Below are 18,538 nucleotides of genomic sequence, written 5' to 3'. Positions count from 1 at the left end.
CAACGACCGCCCCCGGATGACCCTCGGCTGGGACAGCCCAGCCGAACGCGTGACACAGTTACTCAACACCGCCCACCAACAGCAATGTTGCAACGACCGCTAGAAACCGCCGTCCCTGGGGGGCGTCCCCGCTCCAGTCTACCGGCGGCCCCCGACACAACCCGCCGCGAAGGGCGAGTTGTCCACAGCCCGGCGTGCCTGTGGACAGGTGCTCAGATCGCGGCCGCGACCAGCAGTCCGCCACCCACCGGCAACAGGGCCGGGACCAGGCGGTCGTCCTCCCGGAACGCCCTCGCCACCTCGCGCAGTGCCAGCGTCTCCGGGTCGCGGTGGGACGGGTCGATCACCCGCCCGCCGGCCAGCACGTTGTGGAACGCGATGATCCCGCCGCGCCGCAGCAGCGACACGCCCAGCTCGTAGCAGCCCGGGTACTCGATATGTGCTGAGTCGACGAACACCAGGTCGTAGCCGCCCGGCGTGAGCCGCTGGAGGACGTCCAGGGCGCGGCCGACGATCAGCCGCGTCCGGCCCGGTGCGTAGCCGGCCTCGCGGAACGTCAGGCGCGCTGCCCGCTGGTACTCCGGCTCGACGTCGATCGAGGTCAGGATGCCGTCGGGCGCCATGCCGCGCAGCAGGCTCAGCCCGCTCACCCCGGCGCCCGTGCCGACCTCGACGACGGCCTTCGCGCGCAGCGTCGCGGCCAGGAAGCGCAGGGTCGCGCCCGCGCCCGCGCTCAGCGAGCTGCAGCCCAGGTCATCGGCCCGTGCGCGCGCCGAAGACAGCACCTCGTCGTCGGGCAGGTACCCGTCGACGAACCCGGAGTCGGCCGGTGCGGCCGCAGGGGTGGGCGTGTTCACGCACGGAGGTTAGCGTTGGTTGTCGATAAATCCGCGCAGGCTCCCTGGTAAGCACCCCGGAAGAAGTTCTCAGCCTGCTCTCAGTCCAGTCTCACTAGAACCATAAGGAGTCCCGAGAGACTGAAATCCGAGGCCGCGGGGAACACCGTGGCGACAGCCCGCGTTGGGTGGAGCAGACAGGAGAACACAGATGGAGGTGCCTGCTCCCGCGATGCAGAACGCCGTTGCCGATAACGACGCCGACGCGGCTCAGCCCGTGTCCCTGGACGAAGCGGCCTGGACGCCGCCGTCCTGGGACGAGGTCGTCCGCGAGCACAGCGACCGGGTCTACCGGCTCGCCTACCGCCTGACCGGCAACACCCACGACGCCGAGGACCTCACCCAGGAGACCTTCATCCGGGTCTTCCGGTCTCTGGCGTCCTACAAGCCCGGCACGTTCGAGGGCTGGCTGCACCGCATCACCACCAACCTGTTCCTCGACATGGCCCGCCGCCGCTCCCGGGTGCGGATGGAAGGCCTGCCGGAGGACACCGACCGCATCGTGGGCGACGACCCGAGCCCCGAGCAGGTCTTCTCCGACACCCACCTGGACCCGGACCTGCAGGCGGCGCTCGACGAGCTGCCGCCGGAGTTCCGCGCGGCCGTGGTGCTGTGTGACGTCGAAGGGCTCTCGTACGAGGAGATCGGCGCGACGCTCGGTGTGAAGCTGGGCACCGTCCGCAGCCGGATCCACCGCGGGCGGCAGGCGCTGCGGGCGTCGCTCGAGCGTCGGCGCGCTCACGCTTCGGAGTCTGCGAAGGTGTCGGTATGACCGCACCCCGAGGCTGGGGACTCCCCGAATCGCACCTGTTGCCGGACGCCGTGGTGGCGTTCGTCGACGGGGAGCTCTCACACGGCGCCCGCGACCGCGCGGCGTCGCACATCACGCGCTGCGCGGCGTGCGCCTCCGAAGTGCGCGCCCAGCGCCAGACGGTGGACGCGATCCGCCGCGCCGGGGCGCCGTCGATGTCGGCGGGGTTCCTGGCGAGCCTGCAGTCGATCCCGGAGCACACGGACCTCCCGAGCGCGCCGGACAACCTGGCCATCACGGCCGACGGTCAGCTGGTCGCGGTCCAGCGCCCGGACCGGGTGGCGGGGCTGCGGGACTCGGGTGTCCTGGGTGGTGTCGCGCCGTTGGGATCATCGGCGCCACTGGGCCAGTCACCGAACGTCCTCGGCGGCGGCCGGCTTAAGCGCCGCGCCGCGCAGGGGGCGGGCGTGGTGGTGTCCGGGCTGGTGCTGAGCGCGCTGGCGCTGGTGGGGACGACCGCGGACAGCGGCGACGGCAGCCCGGAGAACGGGGGCGGGGTGCCACAGCAGGCGAACCTGCTGCCGGCTCAGATGGCGGTGCCGCAGCCGGTGGTGCCCGCATCGACCCCGGCGAGCACGACGCCTGTCGCGGTGCCGGCGGGGATCCGCTGAGACTTGTTTCCCGCGAAGGCCGCCATGAGGATTTCCTCGTGGCGGCCTTCGTCATGTAGGGCTGATGCAGACGGCCGGTAGCGCCCCGCCCGTCCCAGGGGGCGACCCCAAGCCCAGTCTATCGCCCACCCCCGACGGAAACGCCTGATCAGCGCCTGAGGCCCCCGTTTGTCCACATTGCCCCGCCCCTGGGGACAACCCCGTCCAAGCAACAGCCATTTCACTGACGTACCGGCAGACTCGGAGCACTGGGCTTGGGTATCGTCACGCCCAGCCACCTGATCTTCTGCACCGGGGAATGATGACCGAGCCGAACGTGAATCCCGAGCAGCCCGGCGCGCGTGATGCCGACCGGCTGGGTCCGCGGCCGCTCGCGCGGCCCGCCGTCGATCCGGCTCAGGCCGCCGTCTTCGGGCGGCCCAGTGGGGTCGATGGTGCGTTCGACCAGCTCTACTCCCCGCAGAAATCCAATGGTGTCCGGCTCGTGCCGCCCGCTCCCGAGTCGCTCGCCGAAGCCTTCCGGCGGCCGCCCGGGGCCGAAGGCGTGCTGCTCGAACGGCCTCGTGAAGCCACCGGGGACCCGAAAGAAGCCGAGCCGCCCCTGTGGAACAGCACCAGCGATCCCTGGCGTGATCCGGGTGCCGGTGCCGTTCTCGCCGGGCCCGCGATGCCCGCCGAAGACGAGGAAAAGCCCGCCAAACGGCCGCCCGGTGCCCTGCTCAGCCTGCCCGAAGTGCTCTTCGGACGGCGCGTGCAGCCGAAGGCGCTCGGCCTGCTCGGCGTCGTCGCGCTGCTCGTCGGGGCCGTCGGGGGGCTCGTCGGCTGGTGGGTTGCCGACACCGGGAACGAGCTCACCGGCTCCGCCACCATCTCCGAAGCCGAGGCCGCCAAGGAACGCCCCGCCGGCTCGGTCGCCGAGATCGCCAAGCGCGTCGCGCCCGCCGTCGTCTCGCTCGAGGTCTTCAAGCCCGGGGCCGACTCCGGTGAGCAGGGCTCCGGCGTCATGATCGACCCGCAGGGCTACATCCTCACCAACGAGCACGTCATCTCATCCGCGAGCGCCGACCCCGGCGTCAAGGTCACCGCCATCTTCATCGACGGCACCCGCACCGAGGCCAAGCTCGTCGGCTCCGACCAGAAGACCGACCTCGCCGTCGTCAAGGTCAACGTCACCAACCCGACCGTCCTGCAGATCGGCAAGTCCTCGGACCTGCAGGTCGGTGACACCGTGATGGCCATCGGCTCGCCGCTCGCGCTGCAGAACTCCGTGACCGCCGGCATCGTCAGCGCCCTCAACCGGCCGATCACCGCCGGCGGCGACAACGGCGCCCCGCCGGTCACCTACGAAGCCATCCAGACCGACGCCGCCATCAACCACGGCAACTCGGGCGGCGCGCTCGTCGACGCCACCGGCGCGCTCGTCGGGATCAACTCCTCGATCCGCTCCTCCGGCGCGGACGGCGGCAGCATCGGCATCGGCTTCGCCATCCCCAGCGACTACGCCGTCAAGATCGCGAAGGCGCTGATCAAGGACGGCAAGGTCCAGCACGCGGACATCGGCATCAACGCCTCCTCGACCGTCGCCGGCTCGTCCACCATGGGCGCGCAGGTCAAGAACGTCGCACCCGGCGGGCCGGCCGCGAACGCCGGCATCAAGGAGGGCGACGTCATCACGAAGATCGGCGGCCGCCTGGTGCGGGACTCCGCCGAGATGACGGTCGCGGTGCGCGCCCACGACGTCGGTCAGGTCGTCCCGGTTCAGCTGGTCCGGGACGGCGCCAGCTTCGTCGTCGACGTAACCCTGGCTTCCGACTGAGTTCCCGCGTTCGGCCTGCCGGAGCGCGGGCCGGGGCGGGTACCCTGGGCGAGCAGGTTCCGAGCGGAGGTAGACGGTGTTCGACAGTGTCGGATGGGGGGAAATCCTCGTCCTCATCATCGCCGGTCTCTTCATCCTCGGCCCGGAACGGCTTCCCGAAGCGGCGTCCTGGATGGCGAAGAGCGTGAAGAAGGTCCGCGACTTCGCCACCGGCGCGCGGGAACAGCTCCGCGAGGAAATGGGCCCGGAGTTCGACCAGCTCCGCAAGCCCCTCGAAGACCTGCGCGGGCTGCGCAACTTCGACCCGAAGCGGGTGGTGACGCAGCACCTGTTCGACGGCGACGCGGACCCGCTCGGCCTCAAGGGCATCACCAACGGCAGCCCGAACCTGGGCGGCGGCAACGGTTCCAACGGGACGAATGGGACCAACGGCTCGAACGGCTACCTGGCCGGCCAGGCCAAGCAGCCGGAGCCGCTCAAGCCGGGGGAGCGCCCGCCGATCGACCCGGATGCCACCTGACCTGGTCCACTGTGGACTAAATCGGCACCCGTTTGCGCACGGTTTCCGGGGATTTCCCTAGTCCCCGCGCCGGGTCCTGACCGCATGATCGTTTCACTCCTACGTTCGAGTGGGGGCGGCTGTCCGCCGCCCGCACACGAAGGGGAGAGAGATGAAACTCAGATCACTGGGCTGCGTGCTGCTCGCGGCAGGCCTGCTGGGATCCGGCCAAGTTGCGGAAGCCGCCACCGAAGCCGCCTGCACCTGGAAGCCCACCGCTCTCGGCGCGGGCACCTCGGTCAGCGCGCAAGTGACCGCGACCGATGACCACGGCAACTTCGCCGGCTGGACACTGCCGACCGACGAGTTCGGTGAGACCCGCCGCGCCGCTTCCTGGACCGGCGGGACCTACACCGACCTCGGCACGGCGGGGACCGCCGGCGCCGCCGTGACCGCCGAGAACCGCTCGGGCGCCGTCGCCGGGACCGCGAGCTACTCGCTCTTCGGGTCCGGCTTCTTCTTCCAGAAGGCCTTCAAGAGCTCCGGCGGCACCCTCGTGCAGCTGCCCTTCCCGACCTCGAGCCAGCTGCCCGCGGGCTACACGCTCTCGAGCGCCCTCGGCATCACCGACTCCGGCGACGTCGTCGGCGTCGTGCGCAAGCAGAACGGCTCGGGCACGACCCCGGTCCGCTGGCCCGCCGCCCAGCCGGGCACCGTGACGCTGCTGACCGGCCTGCCGTCGGGCATCGCCGCGGTCGACACCGACGGCTCGATCGCGCTGAACAACGGGGACATCTGGCGCGACGGGACGCTGACCCACCTGGGCACCCTGCCGGGCCTTGAAAACGCCTCGCCCGACGCCATCAAGAACGGCCGCGTCGTCGGCTACGGCGTCTACAACGGCAAGAAGGTCGGTGTCTACTGGGACCAGCAGCACGCGGCCCACGTCCTGCCGAAGTCCAGCTACAACCTGTCCAACGGCAACCCGGGCTTCACGATCAACGCGAACGGCCTGATCACCGGCCGGATCGACGAAGCGAACGGTGGCAACGACGCGGCCGGTACCGGCTACGGCGTCTGGGACCAGGGCGCCTTCGTCTCGAAGTTCGGTGACCTCAAGGCCGACCTCCCCGTGGTCATCGGGGACGACGGCACCGCGGGCGGCTTCCGCTACGACTCCGCCACGCAGCACTCGACCGCCTATGTCTGGCGCTGCTCCTAGGAAAGGTCAGCGGCCGGCCGGGGTGACGTTCAGCATCATCCCGGCCAGGCCGCGCGCCCGGACCGTCAGCTTCTTCGCCGTCTCCTTCAGCACCACCGACGCCGGCGCGTCCGGCGCGGACAGCACCAGCGGCGTCCCCGCGTCGCCCTGCTCGCGCAGGCGCGGGTCCAGCGGCACCTGGCCCAGCAGCGGCACCTCGGAGCCGATCGACTTCGTCAGCGAGTCGGCCACCGCCTGCCCGCCGCCCGAGCCGAAGATCTCCAGGCGGGAGCCGTCTTCCTGCTCCAGCCACGACATGTTCTCGATGACGCCGGCAACGCGCTGACGCGTCTGCAGCGCGATCGCGCCGGCCCGCTCGGCCACCTCGGCCGCGGCCTGCTGCGGGGTGGTGACGACCAGGATCTCCGCGTTCGGGATCAGCTGGGCCACCGAGATCGCGATGTCGCCGGTGCCCGGCGGCAGGTCCAGCAGCAGGATGTCGAGGTCGCCCCAGAAGACGTCGGCCAGGAACTGCTGCAGCGCGCGGTGCAGCATCGGCCCGCGCCACACCACCGGTGTGTTGCCCGGGGTGAACATGCCGATCGAGATGACCTTCACGCCGTGCGCCTGCGGCGGCATGATCATCGTGTCGACCTTGGTCGGCTTCTCGTGCGTGCCCAGCATGCGGGGGATCGAGTGGCCGTAGATGTCCGCGTCGACGACGCCGACCGAGAGCCCGCGCTGGGCCATCGCCGCGGCCAGGTTCACCGTGACCGACGACTTGCCGACGCCGCCCTTGCCCGAGGCCACGCAGTACACCCGCGTCATCGAGCCCGGCTGTGCGAACGGGATGACCGGCTCAGCGGCGTCCCCGCGCAGCGACTTGCGCAGCTCGGAGCGTTGTTCGTCACTCATGACGTCCAGCTCGACGCGCACGTCGGCGACGCCAGGGAGCTTCGCGACGGCTTCCTTCGTGTCGTTGGTCAGCGTCGCCTTCAGCGGGCAGCCCGCCACCGTCAGGTAGATCCCGACCGTGACGACGCCGTCTTCGCCGACGACGACGTCCTTCACCATCCCCAGGTCCGTGATGGGTTTGTGGATCTCGGGATCTTGCACGCTCTTCAGCGCGCTGCGGACGTCGTCGACGCTGGGGAGCTGCTGAGTGCTGGTCACCCCGTCGATGTTACGACCCGGTAGGAGTGCGGTTGGGCTTGGCCTTCCTGGGCTGGACGTCGAGGTCCTCCCGCAGCCGGTCCAGCTCGCTGCGCAGGTAGTCCCGCGTCGCCACCTCGCCGACCGCCAGCCGCAGCGCCGCCAGCTCCCGGGCCAGGTACTCGGTGTCGGCCTTCGTCTGCGCGGCCCGGTTCCGGTCCTCGTCCAGCGAGACGCGGTCGCGGTCGTCCTGCCGGTTCTGCGCGAGCAGGATCAACGGCGCCGCGTACGCCGCCTGCGTCGAAAAGGCCAGGTTGAGCAGGATGAACGGGTACGGGTCCCACTGCAGCGACACCGCGAACAGGTTCAGCACGATCCAGATGATCACCAGCAGCGTCTGCCAGAACAGGTACTTCCCGGTGCCGAGGAACCGGGCGACGCGCTCGGTGAGCCTGCCGAAGGTGTCCGGGTCGATGTTCAGCTTGAACCGGCTCTGGCTGCGCGGCTGGTCCAGCCGCCGTCCGGACGTCAGTTCAGGCACGGTCCGCCTCCTCCAGGTGTTCGCCGGTCTCGCCGGTGGTGTCGTGCAGGCCGGTTTCGCGCCAGTCCTCGGGCAGCAGGTGGTCGAGCACGTCGTCCACGGTGACCGCGCCGAGCAGGTGGTCCTCGGCGTCGACGACCGGGCCGCAGGTCAGGTTGTAGGCGGCGAAGTACCGCGTGACCTCGGCCAGCGTCGCGTTGGGCCGCAGCGCCGCCAAGCCGGTGTCGACGGCGCTCGCCACGAGCTCGGCCGGCGGCTCGCGCAGCAGCCGCTGGAAGTGCACGACGCCGACGAAGCGCCCGGTCGGCGTCGCGGTCGGCGGGCGGCAGACGAACACCATGCTGGCCAGCGCGGGCGGCAGCTCGGCGTTGCGGATGTGGGCCAGTGCCTCGGCGATCGTCGTGTCGGGCGTGAGCACCACCGGCTCGGGGGTCATCAGGCCGCCCGCGGTATCGGACGAGTAGGCCAGCAGCCGCTTGACCGGCGCGGACTCCTCCGGCTCCATCAGCTCCAGCAGCCGGCTCTGCTCCGCGGGGGCGAGCTCGGCGAGCAGGTCGGCGGCGTCGTCCGGGTTCATCGCCTCGAGGATGTCGGCCGCGCGCTCCTCGGCGAGGTAGGACAGCAGCTCCTTCTGGTCGTCGTCCGGCAGCTCCTCGAGGACGTCGGCGAGGCGCTCGTCGTCCATCGCGTCGGCGACCTCGTGCCGGCGCTTGAGCGGCAGGTCGCGGACGGTCGCGGCGACGTCGACCGACCGCATCGTGTCGAACAGCATGAGCAGCTGGCCCGCGCCCTGCGGCTGCTTCGCCAGGTCGGCGAGCCCCAGGCCGGAGACCTCCTCCCACCGCAGCACCTGCATGGCCGACCGGCGGCGCCCCAGCCCGGCGCGCCGCTCCCGGATGGCGAGCTTCGCCAGCACCCAGTCGCGCGTGCGGGTCGGCTCCATCGCGGCGTCGACGACGGTGATCCGCGTGTCGGACCCGGCCAGCGCCGCGTGCGCGTCGAGCAGCTGGCCGAGCACGAGGACCTCGTTGGGGCGCTGGTTGAACTGGCGCATGTTGACCGAGCCGGTGGCGAGCGTCACGGCGCTCGGTTCGATCGAGGTGACGCGCAGCATCGGCACGAAGACCCGCCGCCGCGTGGTCAGCTCGACGACCACGCCGAGGATCCGCGGCGGCTGCGCGTCGAGACGCAGGCCCGCCACCAGGTCACGGACTCGGCCGATGGACTCGCCATCCGGCCCGAACACCGGTAAACCGGACAGCTGAGCTGCGAAAACCCTGTTGACCGCGGCCATGCCGCTGACACTATCGGCTGGCCGCCCAAGCAGCGATCTCCGGCACGGTGACGAACGCGGGGTCGTCGCTGTCTTCTTCGAACTCTTCGAGGTCTTCGACCATCCAGAGCCAGTTCTGCACCGCCCGCACGAGCGTCCAGGCCCGCGCCTTCTCGGCGTCAAGCTCCAGTGAAGCGACGATCAGGGCGAACCGTTCGTCCAGTGTGGACTCGGTGAAGCGGTTCCAGAACAACGGGATGACGCCCCATTCGAGGTCGCCGGACAGTGGCTTCGGGTCGATGACCAGCCACGGCTCCCGCGTGCCGGCCAGGACGTTCTGGAAGTGCAGGTCCTCGTTCACCAGCAGCCCGCCCGCGGACGGCCCGAACTCGCGGCAGACCGCGACGGCGTCGTCGACCAGCCGCTTTTCGAACGGCTCGCCGAGCTCGGCCCAGCGGCCGGGCAGCTCGTCGGCGAGGCTTTCGGCTTCGGCGCGCACGCTCCTGGCCAGCCGCGGCGGAGCGGGGACGGCGAGGCGCTGGGCCAGCTCGCCGAGGAGCGGGATCGCCTCGCGCAGCGGGAGGTCGTCGAGGGTGCGCCCGGCGTCGAGCCGCTCGAGCAGCAGGACGCCGTCCCCGGGCGCGGACTCCAGCAGCAGCACCGCACCCCGGCCGGCCCATGTGGACAGTGCGAGCGGCTCGTCGGCGGACTCTTCGTCGCGCCAGCCGAGTTTCAGCACCACCGGCGTGCCGTCGGCGAGCCGCGCGGGCTGCACGACGCCGACGTAGCCGTGCATCGCCTCGCCCTCGAACGTCAGGCCCCACTCGCGGGCGTAGCGGGCGGCGAGGTCCGGCAGGGCGGCCAGCCACGGGACGGCCTCCGGACCGAGCACGCGGGGTGCCCGGCCGGCGAACAGCGGCGGGACGCGGAGATCGTTCACCACCCCAGTCTGGGCGGCTCGTCCAGCGCGTTTCGTCCTGGTCGGCACGGGCGTACGCTGGGTTTTCAGGGGAAATACGCAACCCCGGGAGCAGCCATGGTGGTGGAGATCCTCAGCGCGGTGGTCGTCGCGGGCGGAGCCTGGCTCGCGGCCGGTGTGCGCGTCGTGCGGCAGTACGAACGAGGGCTGGTCTTCCGGTTCGGCCGGGTGCGGGCCCGGGTCTCGGAGCCCGGCCTGACGCTGCTGGTGCCGTTCGTGGACCGGATGCAGAAGGTCAACATGCAGATCGTGACCATGCCGGTGCCCGCCCAGGACGGCATCACCCGGGACAACGTCACCGTCCGGGTCGACGCGGTCGTCTACTTCAAGGTCATCGACCCGGTCGTCGCGGCGGTCAACGTCCAGGACTACCGGGCGGCCGTCGGCCAGGTCGCGCAGACGTCACTGCGCTCGATCATCGGCAAGAGCGACCTCGACGACCTGCTCTCCAACCGCGAACGCCTCAACGAGGGCCTGGAGCTGATGATCGACAGCCCGGCGCTGGACTGGGGCATCCACATCGACCGCGTCGAGATCAAGGACGTCGCGCTGCCGGAGGCGATGAAGCGCTCGATGTCGCGGCAGGCCGAGGCGGAGCGGGAACGGCGCGCGCGCGTCATCTCCGCCGACGGTGAGCTGCAGGCGTCGTACAAGCTTTCGCAGGCCGCCGCGCAGATGGCCGACACCCCGGCGGCGCTGCAGCTGCGGCTGCTCGAGACCGTCGTGCAGGTGTCGTCGGAGAAGAACTCGACGCTGGTGCTGCCGTTCCCGGTGGAGCTGCTGCGGTTCCTCGACGCGCAGACGCCGAGGCCCACAGCGCCGGCGCCTGCTCCCGCGGCCGCGCCCGAGGTGCCCGAGCCCCAGCCGGAGCTCGAGATCACGGACGCCAAGCCGGAGGCGAACGGCCACGCGACGCCGTCGCCGCGCAGCCCCGGCGACGCGGTGCTCCCCGCCGACTAGTTCAGCTGGCCGTTCGCGCCCAGGATGATCAGGGTGGTGAAGAAGCCGACCCACAGCGCGATCACGACGTAGCCGACGATCACGGCGCCCGTGGCCAGGCCGCGGCCGCCCGCTTCGCCGCGGTTCGTCTTGCTCAGCGCGATGTGGCCCATGATCAGCCCGGCGATCGCGGTGATGCCGGAGCAGAAGCCGAGGATCGAGCAGACCAGCGCGCCGATCGCCAGCGCGTTGTCCGGCCGGCGCGCGACCGGGACGTACGGCGGCTGGACGTAGGGCGCCGGGCCGCCGTACGGCTGGCCGTAGGGCTGCGCGTACGGCTGCTGGTACTGGTACGCGTACGTCGGCTGCGGCTGCCCCGGCGCGACGTACGGCGTGCCGGGGATGTGCGCGGCGGGAGCCTCGAACGCGCCGGGCGGCAGCTGCCCGGGCGGCTCCGGGGCAGGCTGCTCCGGAGCGGGCTGGTGCGCGGCCGGGGTGTCGGCGATCGTGGTGTCCGCGACCGTCGTGTCGGCGACCGTGCTGTCACCCGCCGGCGGGTCGTAGTTCTCCGGTGTGTACGGCGCCGGCTCCGCGGTGGGCGGCGGGTCGTACGACACGGCCGGATCGGCGGCCGGACGGTCCTTGTCCCCGGACGGGTCGGTCATGGCGGGTCCCCTCGGTGCGTGCTGGAGCCCAACTTAGCCGGTCAGCGGAAGAGCTCGTGCGCGAAGCCGAACCCGAAGATCAAGACCGCCAGCAGGATGTTGAGCCCGATCCCGACGTACCCCACGATGACCGCCGCCAGCGCGACGCCCTGGCCCTCCGCCTCGCCGCGCTTGGCCTTCGCGAGGGCGATGTGCCCCATCACGATGCCCGCGATGGTCACGAGGACGCAGAGGAAGATGCCGAGGATCGAGCAGATCAGCCCGCCGATGGCGAGGCCGGGCCCTTCCGGCGGGCGCTGCATCCCGCCCGGGTACTGCGGCGGGTACTGCGGGAAACCGCCGCTCGGGTACTGCTGGCCGTACCCGGGCTGCTGGTAGCCACCCGAGGGCGGCTGCTGGCCGTACGGATTGTTCGGGTCCTGCGGATAAGTCATGGTTTCTCCCCTCCCGAAGCACTTTACGGTGCTGATCAGGGTGAGCGTGAGCGCCCTCATAGCAGGGTTGGGGCTTTCGGGTCATACTCACCGGTAACCCAGCGCCGGGAGCCGGCGTCCTACCCGGAAAGGGAGCCGTGATGGCCCGTCTCGCCCAGACCGCCGGCCTGACCGACGTGCAGTCGGAGATCCTCGCGACCGTCCGCTCGTTCGTGGACAAGGAGGTCATCCCGCACGCCCAGGAGCTCGAGCACGCCGACACCTACCCGGCGGACATCGTCGAGGGCATGAAGGAGATGGGCCTGTTCGGGATCACCATCCCGGAGGAGTACGGCGGGCTCGGCGAGTCGCTGCTGACCTACGCGCTGGTCGTCGAGGAGATCGCGCGCGGCTGGATGAGCGTGTCCGGCGTGATCAACACCCACTTCATCGTGGCTCACATGATCGCCCGCCACGGCACCGAGGCGCAGAAGCAGCACTTCCTGCCGCGGATGGCGACCGGCGAGGTGCGCGGCTCGTTCTCGATGTCGGAGCCGGACCTCGGTTCGGACGTCGCCGCCATCAAGACCAGGGCGAAGAAGACCGACGACGGCTACGTCATCGACGGCTCGAAGATGTGGCTGACCAACGGCGGCTCGTCGAACCTCATCGCGCTGCTCGTCAAGACCGACGAGGGCGCCGAGAAGCCCCACCAGAACCTGACGACGTTCCTCGTGGAGAAGCCCGAGGGCTTCGGCGAGGTGGCGCCGGGGCTGACCATCCCCGGCAAGATCGACAAGATGGGCTACAAGGGCGTCGACACGACCGAAGCGGTCTTCGACGGCTACAAGATCGGCGCCGACATGGTCCTCGGCGAGGCGCCCGGCAAGGGCTTCGCGTACATGATGGACGGTGTCGAGGTCGGCCGCGTGAACGTCGCGGCGCGGGCGTGCGGCATCGCGATCCGGGCGTTCGAGCTGGCCGTCGAGTACGCCCAGCAGCGCAAGACGTTCGGCAAGGCGATCGCCGAGCACCAGGCCGTGGCGTTCAAGCTGGCCGAGATGGCGACCAAGGTCGAGGCGGCCCACCTGATGATGGTGAACGCGGCCCGGCTCAAGGACTCGGGCGAGCGCAACGACGTCGAGGCCGGGATGGCGAAGCTGATCGCGTCGGAGTACTGCGCCGAAGTCACCCAGGACTCGTTCCGGATCCACGGCGGCTACGGGTACTCGAAGGAGTACGAGATCGAGCGGCTGATGCGCGAGGCCCCGTTCCTGCTGATCGGCGAGGGCACGAGCGAGATCCAGAAGACCATCATCAGCCGCGGCCTGCTGCGCGAGTACAAGTCCCGCTCGTGACGAAAAGGCGCCGATTGTCGATACAGCGACAATCGGCGCCCGGCCTTTCGGGGTAAGCGGCTCGCACGGTCCGGGTGTTCTTGACAAGATGGACGCCCAAGACCCACGAGTGCGCAGGTGATGATGGTGAGTAGTCCCTTCGGCGGGAACCGGCCGCCCGGCAACCTGCCACGCTTGCCGACCCCGCCGACCGGCTGGCCGATCGGGTCGTACGCGACCTACGGCGAGGCGCAGCAGGCCGTCGACTTCCTGGCGGACGGCGAGTTCGCCGTCAGCGACGTCACGATCGTCGGCGTGGACCTCATGCTCGTCGAACGCGTCATCGCGAAGCTCAGCTGGGGCCGGGTGCTCGCCACCGGCGCCTTCTCGGGGGCCTGGTTCGGCCTGTTCGCCGGGCTGATGCTCGCGCTGTTCGTCAACCAGGGCTTCGCGCTGCAGGTGCTCACCGGGATCGTGCTGGGCATCCTCTCCGGGCTGGTGTTCGCCGCCATCGGGTACAGCATGTCGCGCGGGCGGCGGGAGTTCTCCTCGGCGAGCCAGCTGGTCGCCGGCCGCTACGACGTCCTGTGCCAGCCGCGCTCGGCCGAGCGGGCCCGGGAGCTGCTGGCCAAGCTGGCGCTCAAGCCGCCGTCCGCGAACATCTGAAAGAAACCCTGGAAAATCCCGCCAATACCAGGGGAAAATCACAGTTCAGTCTGCAGTGGGCTGAATCGTTACCGATACTGCTTGCGGGGTGTGATCGCCCGGCATAAGTTGTCCGACACCAGTCAGGCGGCCGCGCCCTACCAGCGTGGCCGCCCGAGCACTAGCACGTCGGGGTGCTGGCGCGGTTCGCCTCATCGCGCTGTGGTGCCCACCGGGCACCGCGGTATCCGGCGTGCACGCGGGTGAGGAGGCCTTATGGGGAAGAGGATCGGCGCGGGCAAACGGGGGCGCTCGCCCGGCCGTACCGCGGTCCTGCTGGGGGCAGGGGCATTGGTGACCGGCATGCTGGCCGGTTGCGGATCGAGCGGCGGGCTCAAGATCAACGTCTACTACGCGCCCGAAGACAGCTTCCAGAAAGTCGTCGACAACTGCAACGCGGCGGCGAACGGCAAGTACGAAATCGTCTACAACAAGCTCCAGCGCGGCGCGGACGACCAGCGCCTGCAGATGGCCCGGCGGCTCGCCGCCGGGGACACCGCGATGGACGTCCTGGGCCTCGACGTGACCTGGGTTTCGGAGTTCGCCGAAGCCGGCTGGGTCGAGGAGTGGAAGGACCAGAACAAGGCCGCGGCGACCGAGGGCGTCCTGCAGGGACCGCTGGAAACGGCGACCTACAACGGGAAGCTCTACGCGGCCACGAAGAACACCAACGTCCAGCTGCTCTGGTACGACGACCGCATCACGCCCACGCCGCCGAAGACGTGGGACGAGATGATCCAGACGTCGAAGGACCTGAAACAACGCGGCAAGCCCTACAGCATCGTCTTCACCGGCGCCCAGTACGAAGGCCTCGTCGTCTTCTACAACACGCTCGTGGAGTCGATGGGCGGGCACATCCTGTCCGAGGACGGCAAGTCCGTCGTCCTGGACGACGGCGCGGTGAAGGCCCTCGCCCTGCTGAAGCAGATCGCTTCCTCGGGCATCACCGACCCGTCGCTGACCAACTCGAAGGAGGACGACGTCCGCCAGACGTTCCAGCGCGGTGACGCCGCGTTCGAGCTCAACTGGCCGTTCGTCTACGCCTCCTACGCCAAGGAAAAGCCGCAGGACGTCTCGCACTTCAAGTGGGCCGTCTACCCCGAGGCGCAGGCCGGCACGCCGGCCAAGACCACGATCGGTGGCTACGACCTCGGCGTCAGCTCGCTGTCGCAGCACAAGCCCGAGGCGTTCGAGGCGGCGCTGTGCCTGCGCAACGCGGAGAACCAGAAGTTCTCGGCGATCAACGACGGGGTGCCGCCGACCATCGAATCGGTGTACCACAACGACACGCCGCTCGACCCGTCGAAGCCGGCGAGCGCCGACAACCCGAACATGGCGCTCAAGTACCCGATGCGCGACTCGATCATCGACGCCATCAAGGACTCGGCCGTGCGGCCGCTGACCCCGGCGTACCAGAACATGTCGACCGTGATGTCGAAAGTCCTTTCCCCGCCGGGTGAAATCGACCCGCAGGCCACCGCGGCCAAGCTGCGCGAGCAGCTCAACGACGCGCTCCAGTCGAAGGGAGTGATCCCGTGACCGTCCAGGACTCGACCCCGGCGGACACCTCCGGGGCCACGGTCGCCAAGGAGGCGGCGTCCCACAAGAAGGGCAAAACCGCCCTTTCCGAAGGGAAGAAGGCCGAGCGGAAGCTCGGGCTCTGGCTGTGCGCGCCCGCGTTCTTCGTGATGATCGCGGTCACCGGCTACCCGATCGTCTACTCGATCTGGCTGTCGCTGCAGCGGTACGACCTGAGGTTCCCCGCCCAGCAGGAGTTCGTCGGCCTCGACAACTACGGGGCCGTGCTGAGCAACTCGTACTGGTGGACGGCGTTCGGTACCACGATGTTCCTGACCGTGGTGTCGGTGGCGATCGAGTTCGTCCTCGGCATGGCGCTGGCGCTGGTCATGCACCGGACGCTCGTCGGACGCGGCCTGGTCCGCACGGTCGCCCTGATCCCGTACGGCATCGTCACGGTCGTCGCGGCGTTCTCGTGGTACTACGCGTGGACGCCGAAGACCGGCTACCTCGCGAACTGGCTCGCCTCCGACGGCGCGCCGCTGACCGACCAGTGGCCGTCGATGTTCATCATCATCCTCGCCGAGGTGTGGAAGACCACGCCGTTCATGGCGCTGCTGCTGATGGCCGGCCTCGCGCTGGTACCGGACGACCTGCTCAAGGCCGCGTCGATGGACGGCGCGAGCGCGTGGCAGCGGTTCACGAAGGTGATGCTGCCGGTGATGAAGCCGGCGATCCTGGTGGCGCTGCTGTTCCGCACGCTCGACGCCTTCCGGATCTTCGACAACATCTACGTGCTCACCGGTGGCGCGCAGGACACCGGCTCGGTGTCCATGCAGACCTACGACAACCTGGTCAAGGGGTTGAACCTCGGGATCGGGTCGACGATGGCGGTGCTGATCTTCATCACCGTGGCGATCATCGCCTTCATCTTCATCAAGGTGTTCGGCACGGCCGCACCGGGTTCGGACGACGGGGGTAAGCGCTGATGGTGATGGGAACCGTCACGACGGGCCGCAAAGTCAGGTGGGGCCTGGTCGACATCCTCGTGCTGGTGTTCGCGCTGGTCCCGGTGCTCTGGGTCGTTTCGCTGTCGTTCAAGACCAAGGACACGCTGACCGACGGGTACTTCATCCCGCAGTCGTGGACCTGGCAGAACTACGCGGACATCTTCCAGACGTCGGAGTTCCTGCTGGCGCTGGTCAACTCGATCGGCATCGCGATCATCTCCACGGTGATCGCGGTGACGCTGGGCACCATGGCCGCCTACGCCATCGCCCGGCTGGACTTCCCCGGCAAGCAGCTGCTGGTCGGGCTCTCCCTGCTGATCGCGATGTTCCCGCAGGTGTCGCTGGTGACCCCGCTGTTCAACATCGAGCGGAACCTGGCGCTGTTCGACACGTGGCCGGGGCTGATCCTGCCCTACATCACGTTCGCGCTGCCGCTCTCGATCTACACGCTGTCGGCGTTCTTCCGGGAAATCCCGTGGGAACTGGAAAAAGCGGCGAAGATGGACGGCGCCACGCCGGCCCAGGCGTTCCGGAAGGTGATCGCGCCGCTGGCCGCGCCGGGCGTGTTCACCACCGCGATCCTGGTGTTCATCTTCTGCTGGAACGACTTCCTGTTCGCCATCTCGCTGACGTCGACCACGGCGTCGCGCACGGTGCCGGCGGCGCTGTCGTTCTTCACCGGGTCCTCGCAGTTCGAGGACCCGACCGGGCAGGTGAGCGCGGCCGCGGTCGTCATCACCATCCCGATCATTGTGTTCGTGTTGTTCTTCCAGCGTCGCATCGTGGCGGGGCTGACCTCCGGTGCGGTGAAGGGGTAGTCATGGCAGAAATCGTCCTCGACAAGGTGTCGAAGAAGTACCCCGACGGCGCGCTCGCGGTGTCCGAAGTGGACATCACCATCGCCGACGGCGAGTTCCTCGTGCTGGTCGGGCCGTCCGGCTGCGGGAAGTCGACCATGCTGAACATGGTGGCGGGCCTGGAGGACATCTCCTCCGGCGAGCTGCGCATCGACGGCAAGCGCGTCAACGAGAAGGCCCCGAAGGACCGGGACATCGCGATGGTGTTCCAGTCCTACGCGCTCTACCCGCACATGAGCGTGCGGGAGAACATGGCCTTCCCGCTGCGGCTGGCCAAGGTCGACGACAAGACGGTGCGGGCGAAGGTGGAGGAAGCGGCGACGATCCTCGACCTGACCGCGCACCTGGACCGCAAGCCGGCCAACCTCTCCGGTGGCCAGCGGCAGCGCGTCGCGATGGGCCGGGCGATCGTCCGGAACCCGAAGGCGTTCCTGATGGACGAGCCACTGTCCAACCTGGACGCCAAGCTCCGCGGCCAGATGCGGACGTCGGTGTCGAAGATCCAGAAGCAGCTCGGCACGACGACGCTGTACGTCACGCACGACCAGACCGAGGCCATGACCCTGGGCGACCGGGTCGTGGTGCTGCGCGGCGGTTTCGTGCAGCAGATCGGCTCACCGCAGTTCCTCTATGACAACCCGGCCAACCTGTTCGTCGCGGGGTTCATCGGCTCGCCGTCGATGAACTTCGTGCCGGCCACGCTGGAGAACAACGAGCTGCGCAGCCCGCTGGGCACCACGCCGCTCACCGACCGGATCCGCCAGCTGGTGGAGAAGGCGGACGCACCGCGTGAGGTGCTGGTCGGCATCCGGCCGGAGCACTTCGAGGACGCGGCGCTCGTCGAAGCCGGGCAGAAGTCCGGCGGCGGCACGTTCACCGCGCACATCGACGTGCTCGAGTCGATGGGTTCGGAGAAGTACGCGCACTTCACGCTGGAAGGCGAGTCGGCGACGTCCGCCGAGCTCGCCGAGCTGGCCGCGGACAGCGGTTCGGCCGACGTCCCGGGCTCGGAGTCCCAGATCGTGGCCCGCCTGTCGGCGGAGTCGTCCGCGACGGAGAACGCGGACCTCGAGGTCTGGTACGACGCGGACAAGATCAAGCTGTTCGACCCGTCCAACGGCAAGAACCTCACCTACGAGGACTGAGGCAGCGTGCCGTTAAGGCCACCTTACGGGCGTCAGACGCCCGTAAGGTGGCCTTAACGGGCTCTTCGTACCGATGTGTGGGTGGTTGAGCGTGGCATGAAGGCGCACGCCGTTGTCCGGCTTAGTTTCTGGCTTGTCGAAGGTCAGCAACCAAGTGATCGGGGAACGGC

19 protein-coding genes are annotated in these 18,538 nt (G+C 69.6%); 12 read left to right on the top strand and 7 right to left on the bottom strand.

All coding sequences use genetic code 11. The features are described 5' to 3' along the window. Positions 1-212: 212 nt before the first annotated feature. The gene (locus tag QQ657_RS55495) at positions 213-857 is read right to left on the bottom strand and encodes an O-methyltransferase (protein ID WP_284750563.1); all 645 of its coding nucleotides are present in this window, start codon (positions 855-857) and stop codon (positions 213-215) included. A 211-nt stretch (positions 858-1,068) separates the two neighbouring features. Here QQ657_RS55495 and sigE point away from each other — a divergent pair, with 211 nt between their 5' ends. The 5 genes from sigE (at position 1,069) to QQ657_RS55470 (ending at position 5,855) form a co-directional block, all read left to right on the top strand. Further along, positions 1,069-1,668, top strand: coding sequence for an RNA polymerase sigma factor SigE (gene sigE / locus QQ657_RS55490; RefSeq protein WP_434056877.1), 600 nt, complete (start codon positions 1,069-1,071; stop codon positions 1,666-1,668). After that, the gene (locus QQ657_RS55485; protein WP_284750561.1) at positions 1,665-2,318 is read left to right on the top strand and encodes an anti-sigma factor family protein; all 654 of its coding nucleotides are present in this window, start codon (positions 1,665-1,667) and stop codon (positions 2,316-2,318) included. The genes sigE and QQ657_RS55485 overlap by 4 nt, the downstream gene beginning before the upstream one ends. 298 nt (positions 2,319-2,616) lie before the next feature. Then, complete coding sequence (locus tag QQ657_RS55480; protein WP_284750560.1) at positions 2,617-4,134, top strand: S1C family serine protease; 1,518 nt, start codon at positions 2,617-2,619, stop codon at positions 4,132-4,134. 76 nt (positions 4,135-4,210) lie between these two features. Further along, a complete protein-coding gene (gene tatB / locus QQ657_RS55475) occupies positions 4,211-4,654 on the top strand; it encodes a Sec-independent protein translocase protein TatB (RefSeq protein WP_284750559.1) in 444 nt (147 codons plus the stop codon). A gap of 151 nt (positions 4,655-4,805) precedes the next feature. Next, entirely contained in the window at positions 4,806-5,855 is a 1,050-nt protein-coding gene (locus QQ657_RS55470; RefSeq protein ID WP_284750558.1) for a hypothetical protein, read from the top strand. A 6-nt stretch (positions 5,856-5,861) separates the two neighbouring features. Here the strand turns inward: QQ657_RS55470 and QQ657_RS55465 are convergent, their stop codons facing one another. Genes QQ657_RS55465 through QQ657_RS55450 form a run of 4 tightly spaced genes read right to left on the bottom strand, consistent with a single transcriptional unit; the run spans position 5,862 to position 9,743 of the window. Beyond that, a complete protein-coding gene (locus QQ657_RS55465; protein WP_284750557.1) occupies positions 5,862-7,007 on the bottom strand; it encodes an Mrp/NBP35 family ATP-binding protein in 1,146 nt (381 codons plus the stop codon). 10 nt (positions 7,008-7,017) lie between these two features. Continuing rightward, on the bottom strand, positions 7,018-7,527 hold the full coding sequence (locus QQ657_RS55460) for a DUF1003 domain-containing protein (RefSeq protein WP_284750556.1): 510 nt from the start codon (positions 7,525-7,527) through the stop codon (positions 7,018-7,020). Further along, entirely contained in the window at positions 7,520-8,821 is a 1,302-nt protein-coding gene (locus QQ657_RS55455; RefSeq protein ID WP_284750555.1) for a magnesium transporter MgtE N-terminal domain-containing protein, read from the bottom strand. Before QQ657_RS55455 ends, QQ657_RS55460 begins: the two co-directional genes overlap by 8 nt. A 10-nt stretch (positions 8,822-8,831) precedes the next feature. Then, positions 8,832-9,743: an aminoglycoside phosphotransferase family protein gene (locus tag QQ657_RS55450; RefSeq protein WP_284750554.1), complete on the bottom strand. Its 912-nt coding sequence runs from the start codon at positions 9,741-9,743 to the stop codon at positions 8,832-8,834. Between the two features lie 93 nt (positions 9,744-9,836). On the opposite strand from QQ657_RS55450, the gene QQ657_RS55445 reads away from it, so the two are divergent. Next, a complete protein-coding gene (locus tag QQ657_RS55445; protein ID WP_284750553.1) occupies positions 9,837-10,739 on the top strand; it encodes a slipin family protein in 903 nt (300 codons plus the stop codon). Here the strand turns inward: QQ657_RS55445 and QQ657_RS55440 are convergent. Both QQ657_RS55440 and QQ657_RS55435 read right to left on the bottom strand, forming a co-directional pair. After that, a complete protein-coding gene (locus QQ657_RS55440) occupies positions 10,736-11,383 on the bottom strand; it encodes a DUF4190 domain-containing protein (protein ID WP_284750552.1) in 648 nt (215 codons plus the stop codon). The two genes, QQ657_RS55445 and QQ657_RS55440, sit on opposite strands and share 4 nt — an antisense overlap. Positions 11,384-11,424: 41 nt before the next feature. After that, the gene (locus tag QQ657_RS55435) at positions 11,425-11,817 is read right to left on the bottom strand and encodes a DUF4190 domain-containing protein (RefSeq protein ID WP_284750551.1); all 393 of its coding nucleotides are present in this window, start codon (positions 11,815-11,817) and stop codon (positions 11,425-11,427) included. Between the two features lie 140 nt (positions 11,818-11,957). Here QQ657_RS55435 and QQ657_RS55430 point away from each other — a divergent pair, with 140 nt between their 5' ends. From QQ657_RS55430 to QQ657_RS55405, 6 genes are all read left to right on the top strand, one after another. Further along, on the top strand, positions 11,958-13,154 hold the full coding sequence (locus QQ657_RS55430) for an acyl-CoA dehydrogenase family protein (protein ID WP_284750550.1): 1,197 nt from the start codon (positions 11,958-11,960) through the stop codon (positions 13,152-13,154). Positions 13,155-13,274: 120 nt separating this feature from the next. Further along, positions 13,275-13,799 (top strand): YflT domain-containing protein, encoded by a 525-nt coding sequence (locus QQ657_RS55425; protein WP_284750564.1) that lies wholly within the window; start codon positions 13,275-13,277, stop codon positions 13,797-13,799. 255 nt (positions 13,800-14,054) lie between these two features. After that, positions 14,055-15,377, top strand: a complete 1,323-nt coding sequence (locus QQ657_RS55420) for an ABC transporter substrate-binding protein (RefSeq protein WP_284750549.1) — start codon at positions 14,055-14,057, stop codon at positions 15,375-15,377. Next, complete coding sequence (locus QQ657_RS55415; RefSeq protein ID WP_284750548.1) at positions 15,374-16,345, top strand: carbohydrate ABC transporter permease; 972 nt, start codon at positions 15,374-15,376, stop codon at positions 16,343-16,345. Before QQ657_RS55420 ends, QQ657_RS55415 begins: the two co-directional genes overlap by 4 nt. Further along, entirely contained in the window at positions 16,345-17,184 is an 840-nt protein-coding gene (locus tag QQ657_RS55410) for a carbohydrate ABC transporter permease (protein WP_284750547.1), read from the top strand. The genes QQ657_RS55415 and QQ657_RS55410 overlap by 1 nt, the downstream gene beginning before the upstream one ends. A 2-nt stretch (positions 17,185-17,186) precedes the next feature. After that, positions 17,187-18,368 (top strand): ABC transporter ATP-binding protein, encoded by a 1,182-nt coding sequence (locus tag QQ657_RS55405; RefSeq protein WP_284750546.1) that lies wholly within the window; start codon positions 17,187-17,189, stop codon positions 18,366-18,368. Positions 18,369-18,538 lie beyond the last annotated feature (170 nt).

Origin of the sequence: Amycolatopsis ponsaeliensis, assembly GCF_030182635.1 — a bacterium.
GTDB classification, from domain to species: Bacteria; Actinomycetota; Actinomycetes; order Mycobacteriales; family Pseudonocardiaceae; genus Amycolatopsis; species Amycolatopsis ponsaeliensis.
The sequence above is the reverse complement of the archived record's forward strand: the minus strand, read 5'-3'. Positions and strand labels throughout refer to the sequence as shown.

Bases quoted from the DNA above. Each gene is read 5' to 3' on its own strand.
- sigE (WP_434056877.1), top strand. From the start codon at position 1,069: ATGCAGAACGCCGTTGCCGATAACGACGCCGACGCGGCTCAGCCCGTG.
- QQ657_RS55425 (WP_284750564.1), top strand. From the start codon at position 13,275: ATGATGGTGAGTAGTCCCTTCGGCGGGAACCGGCCGCCCGGCAACCTG.
- QQ657_RS55435 (WP_284750551.1), bottom strand. From the start codon at position 11,817: ATGACTTATCCGCAGGACCCGAACAATCCGTACGGCCAGCAGCCGCCC.
- QQ657_RS55480 (WP_284750560.1), top strand. From the start codon at position 2,617: ATGATGACCGAGCCGAACGTGAATCCCGAGCAGCCCGGCGCGCGTGAT.
- QQ657_RS55430 (WP_284750550.1), top strand. From the start codon at position 11,958: ATGGCCCGTCTCGCCCAGACCGCCGGCCTGACCGACGTGCAGTCGGAG.
- QQ657_RS55485 (WP_284750561.1), top strand. From the start codon at position 1,665: ATGACCGCACCCCGAGGCTGGGGACTCCCCGAATCGCACCTGTTGCCG.
- QQ657_RS55440 (WP_284750552.1), bottom strand. From the start codon at position 11,383: ATGACCGACCCGTCCGGGGACAAGGACCGTCCGGCCGCCGATCCGGCC.
- QQ657_RS55455 (WP_284750555.1), bottom strand. From the start codon at position 8,821: ATGGCCGCGGTCAACAGGGTTTTCGCAGCTCAGCTGTCCGGTTTACCG.
- QQ657_RS55410 (WP_284750547.1), top strand. From the start codon at position 16,345: ATGGTGATGGGAACCGTCACGACGGGCCGCAAAGTCAGGTGGGGCCTG.
- QQ657_RS55470 (WP_284750558.1), top strand. From the start codon at position 4,806: ATGAAACTCAGATCACTGGGCTGCGTGCTGCTCGCGGCAGGCCTGCTG.
- QQ657_RS55445 (WP_284750553.1), top strand. From the start codon at position 9,837: ATGGTGGTGGAGATCCTCAGCGCGGTGGTCGTCGCGGGCGGAGCCTGG.
- QQ657_RS55405 (WP_284750546.1), top strand. From the start codon at position 17,187: ATGGCAGAAATCGTCCTCGACAAGGTGTCGAAGAAGTACCCCGACGGC.
- QQ657_RS55420 (WP_284750549.1), top strand. From the start codon at position 14,055: ATGGGGAAGAGGATCGGCGCGGGCAAACGGGGGCGCTCGCCCGGCCGT.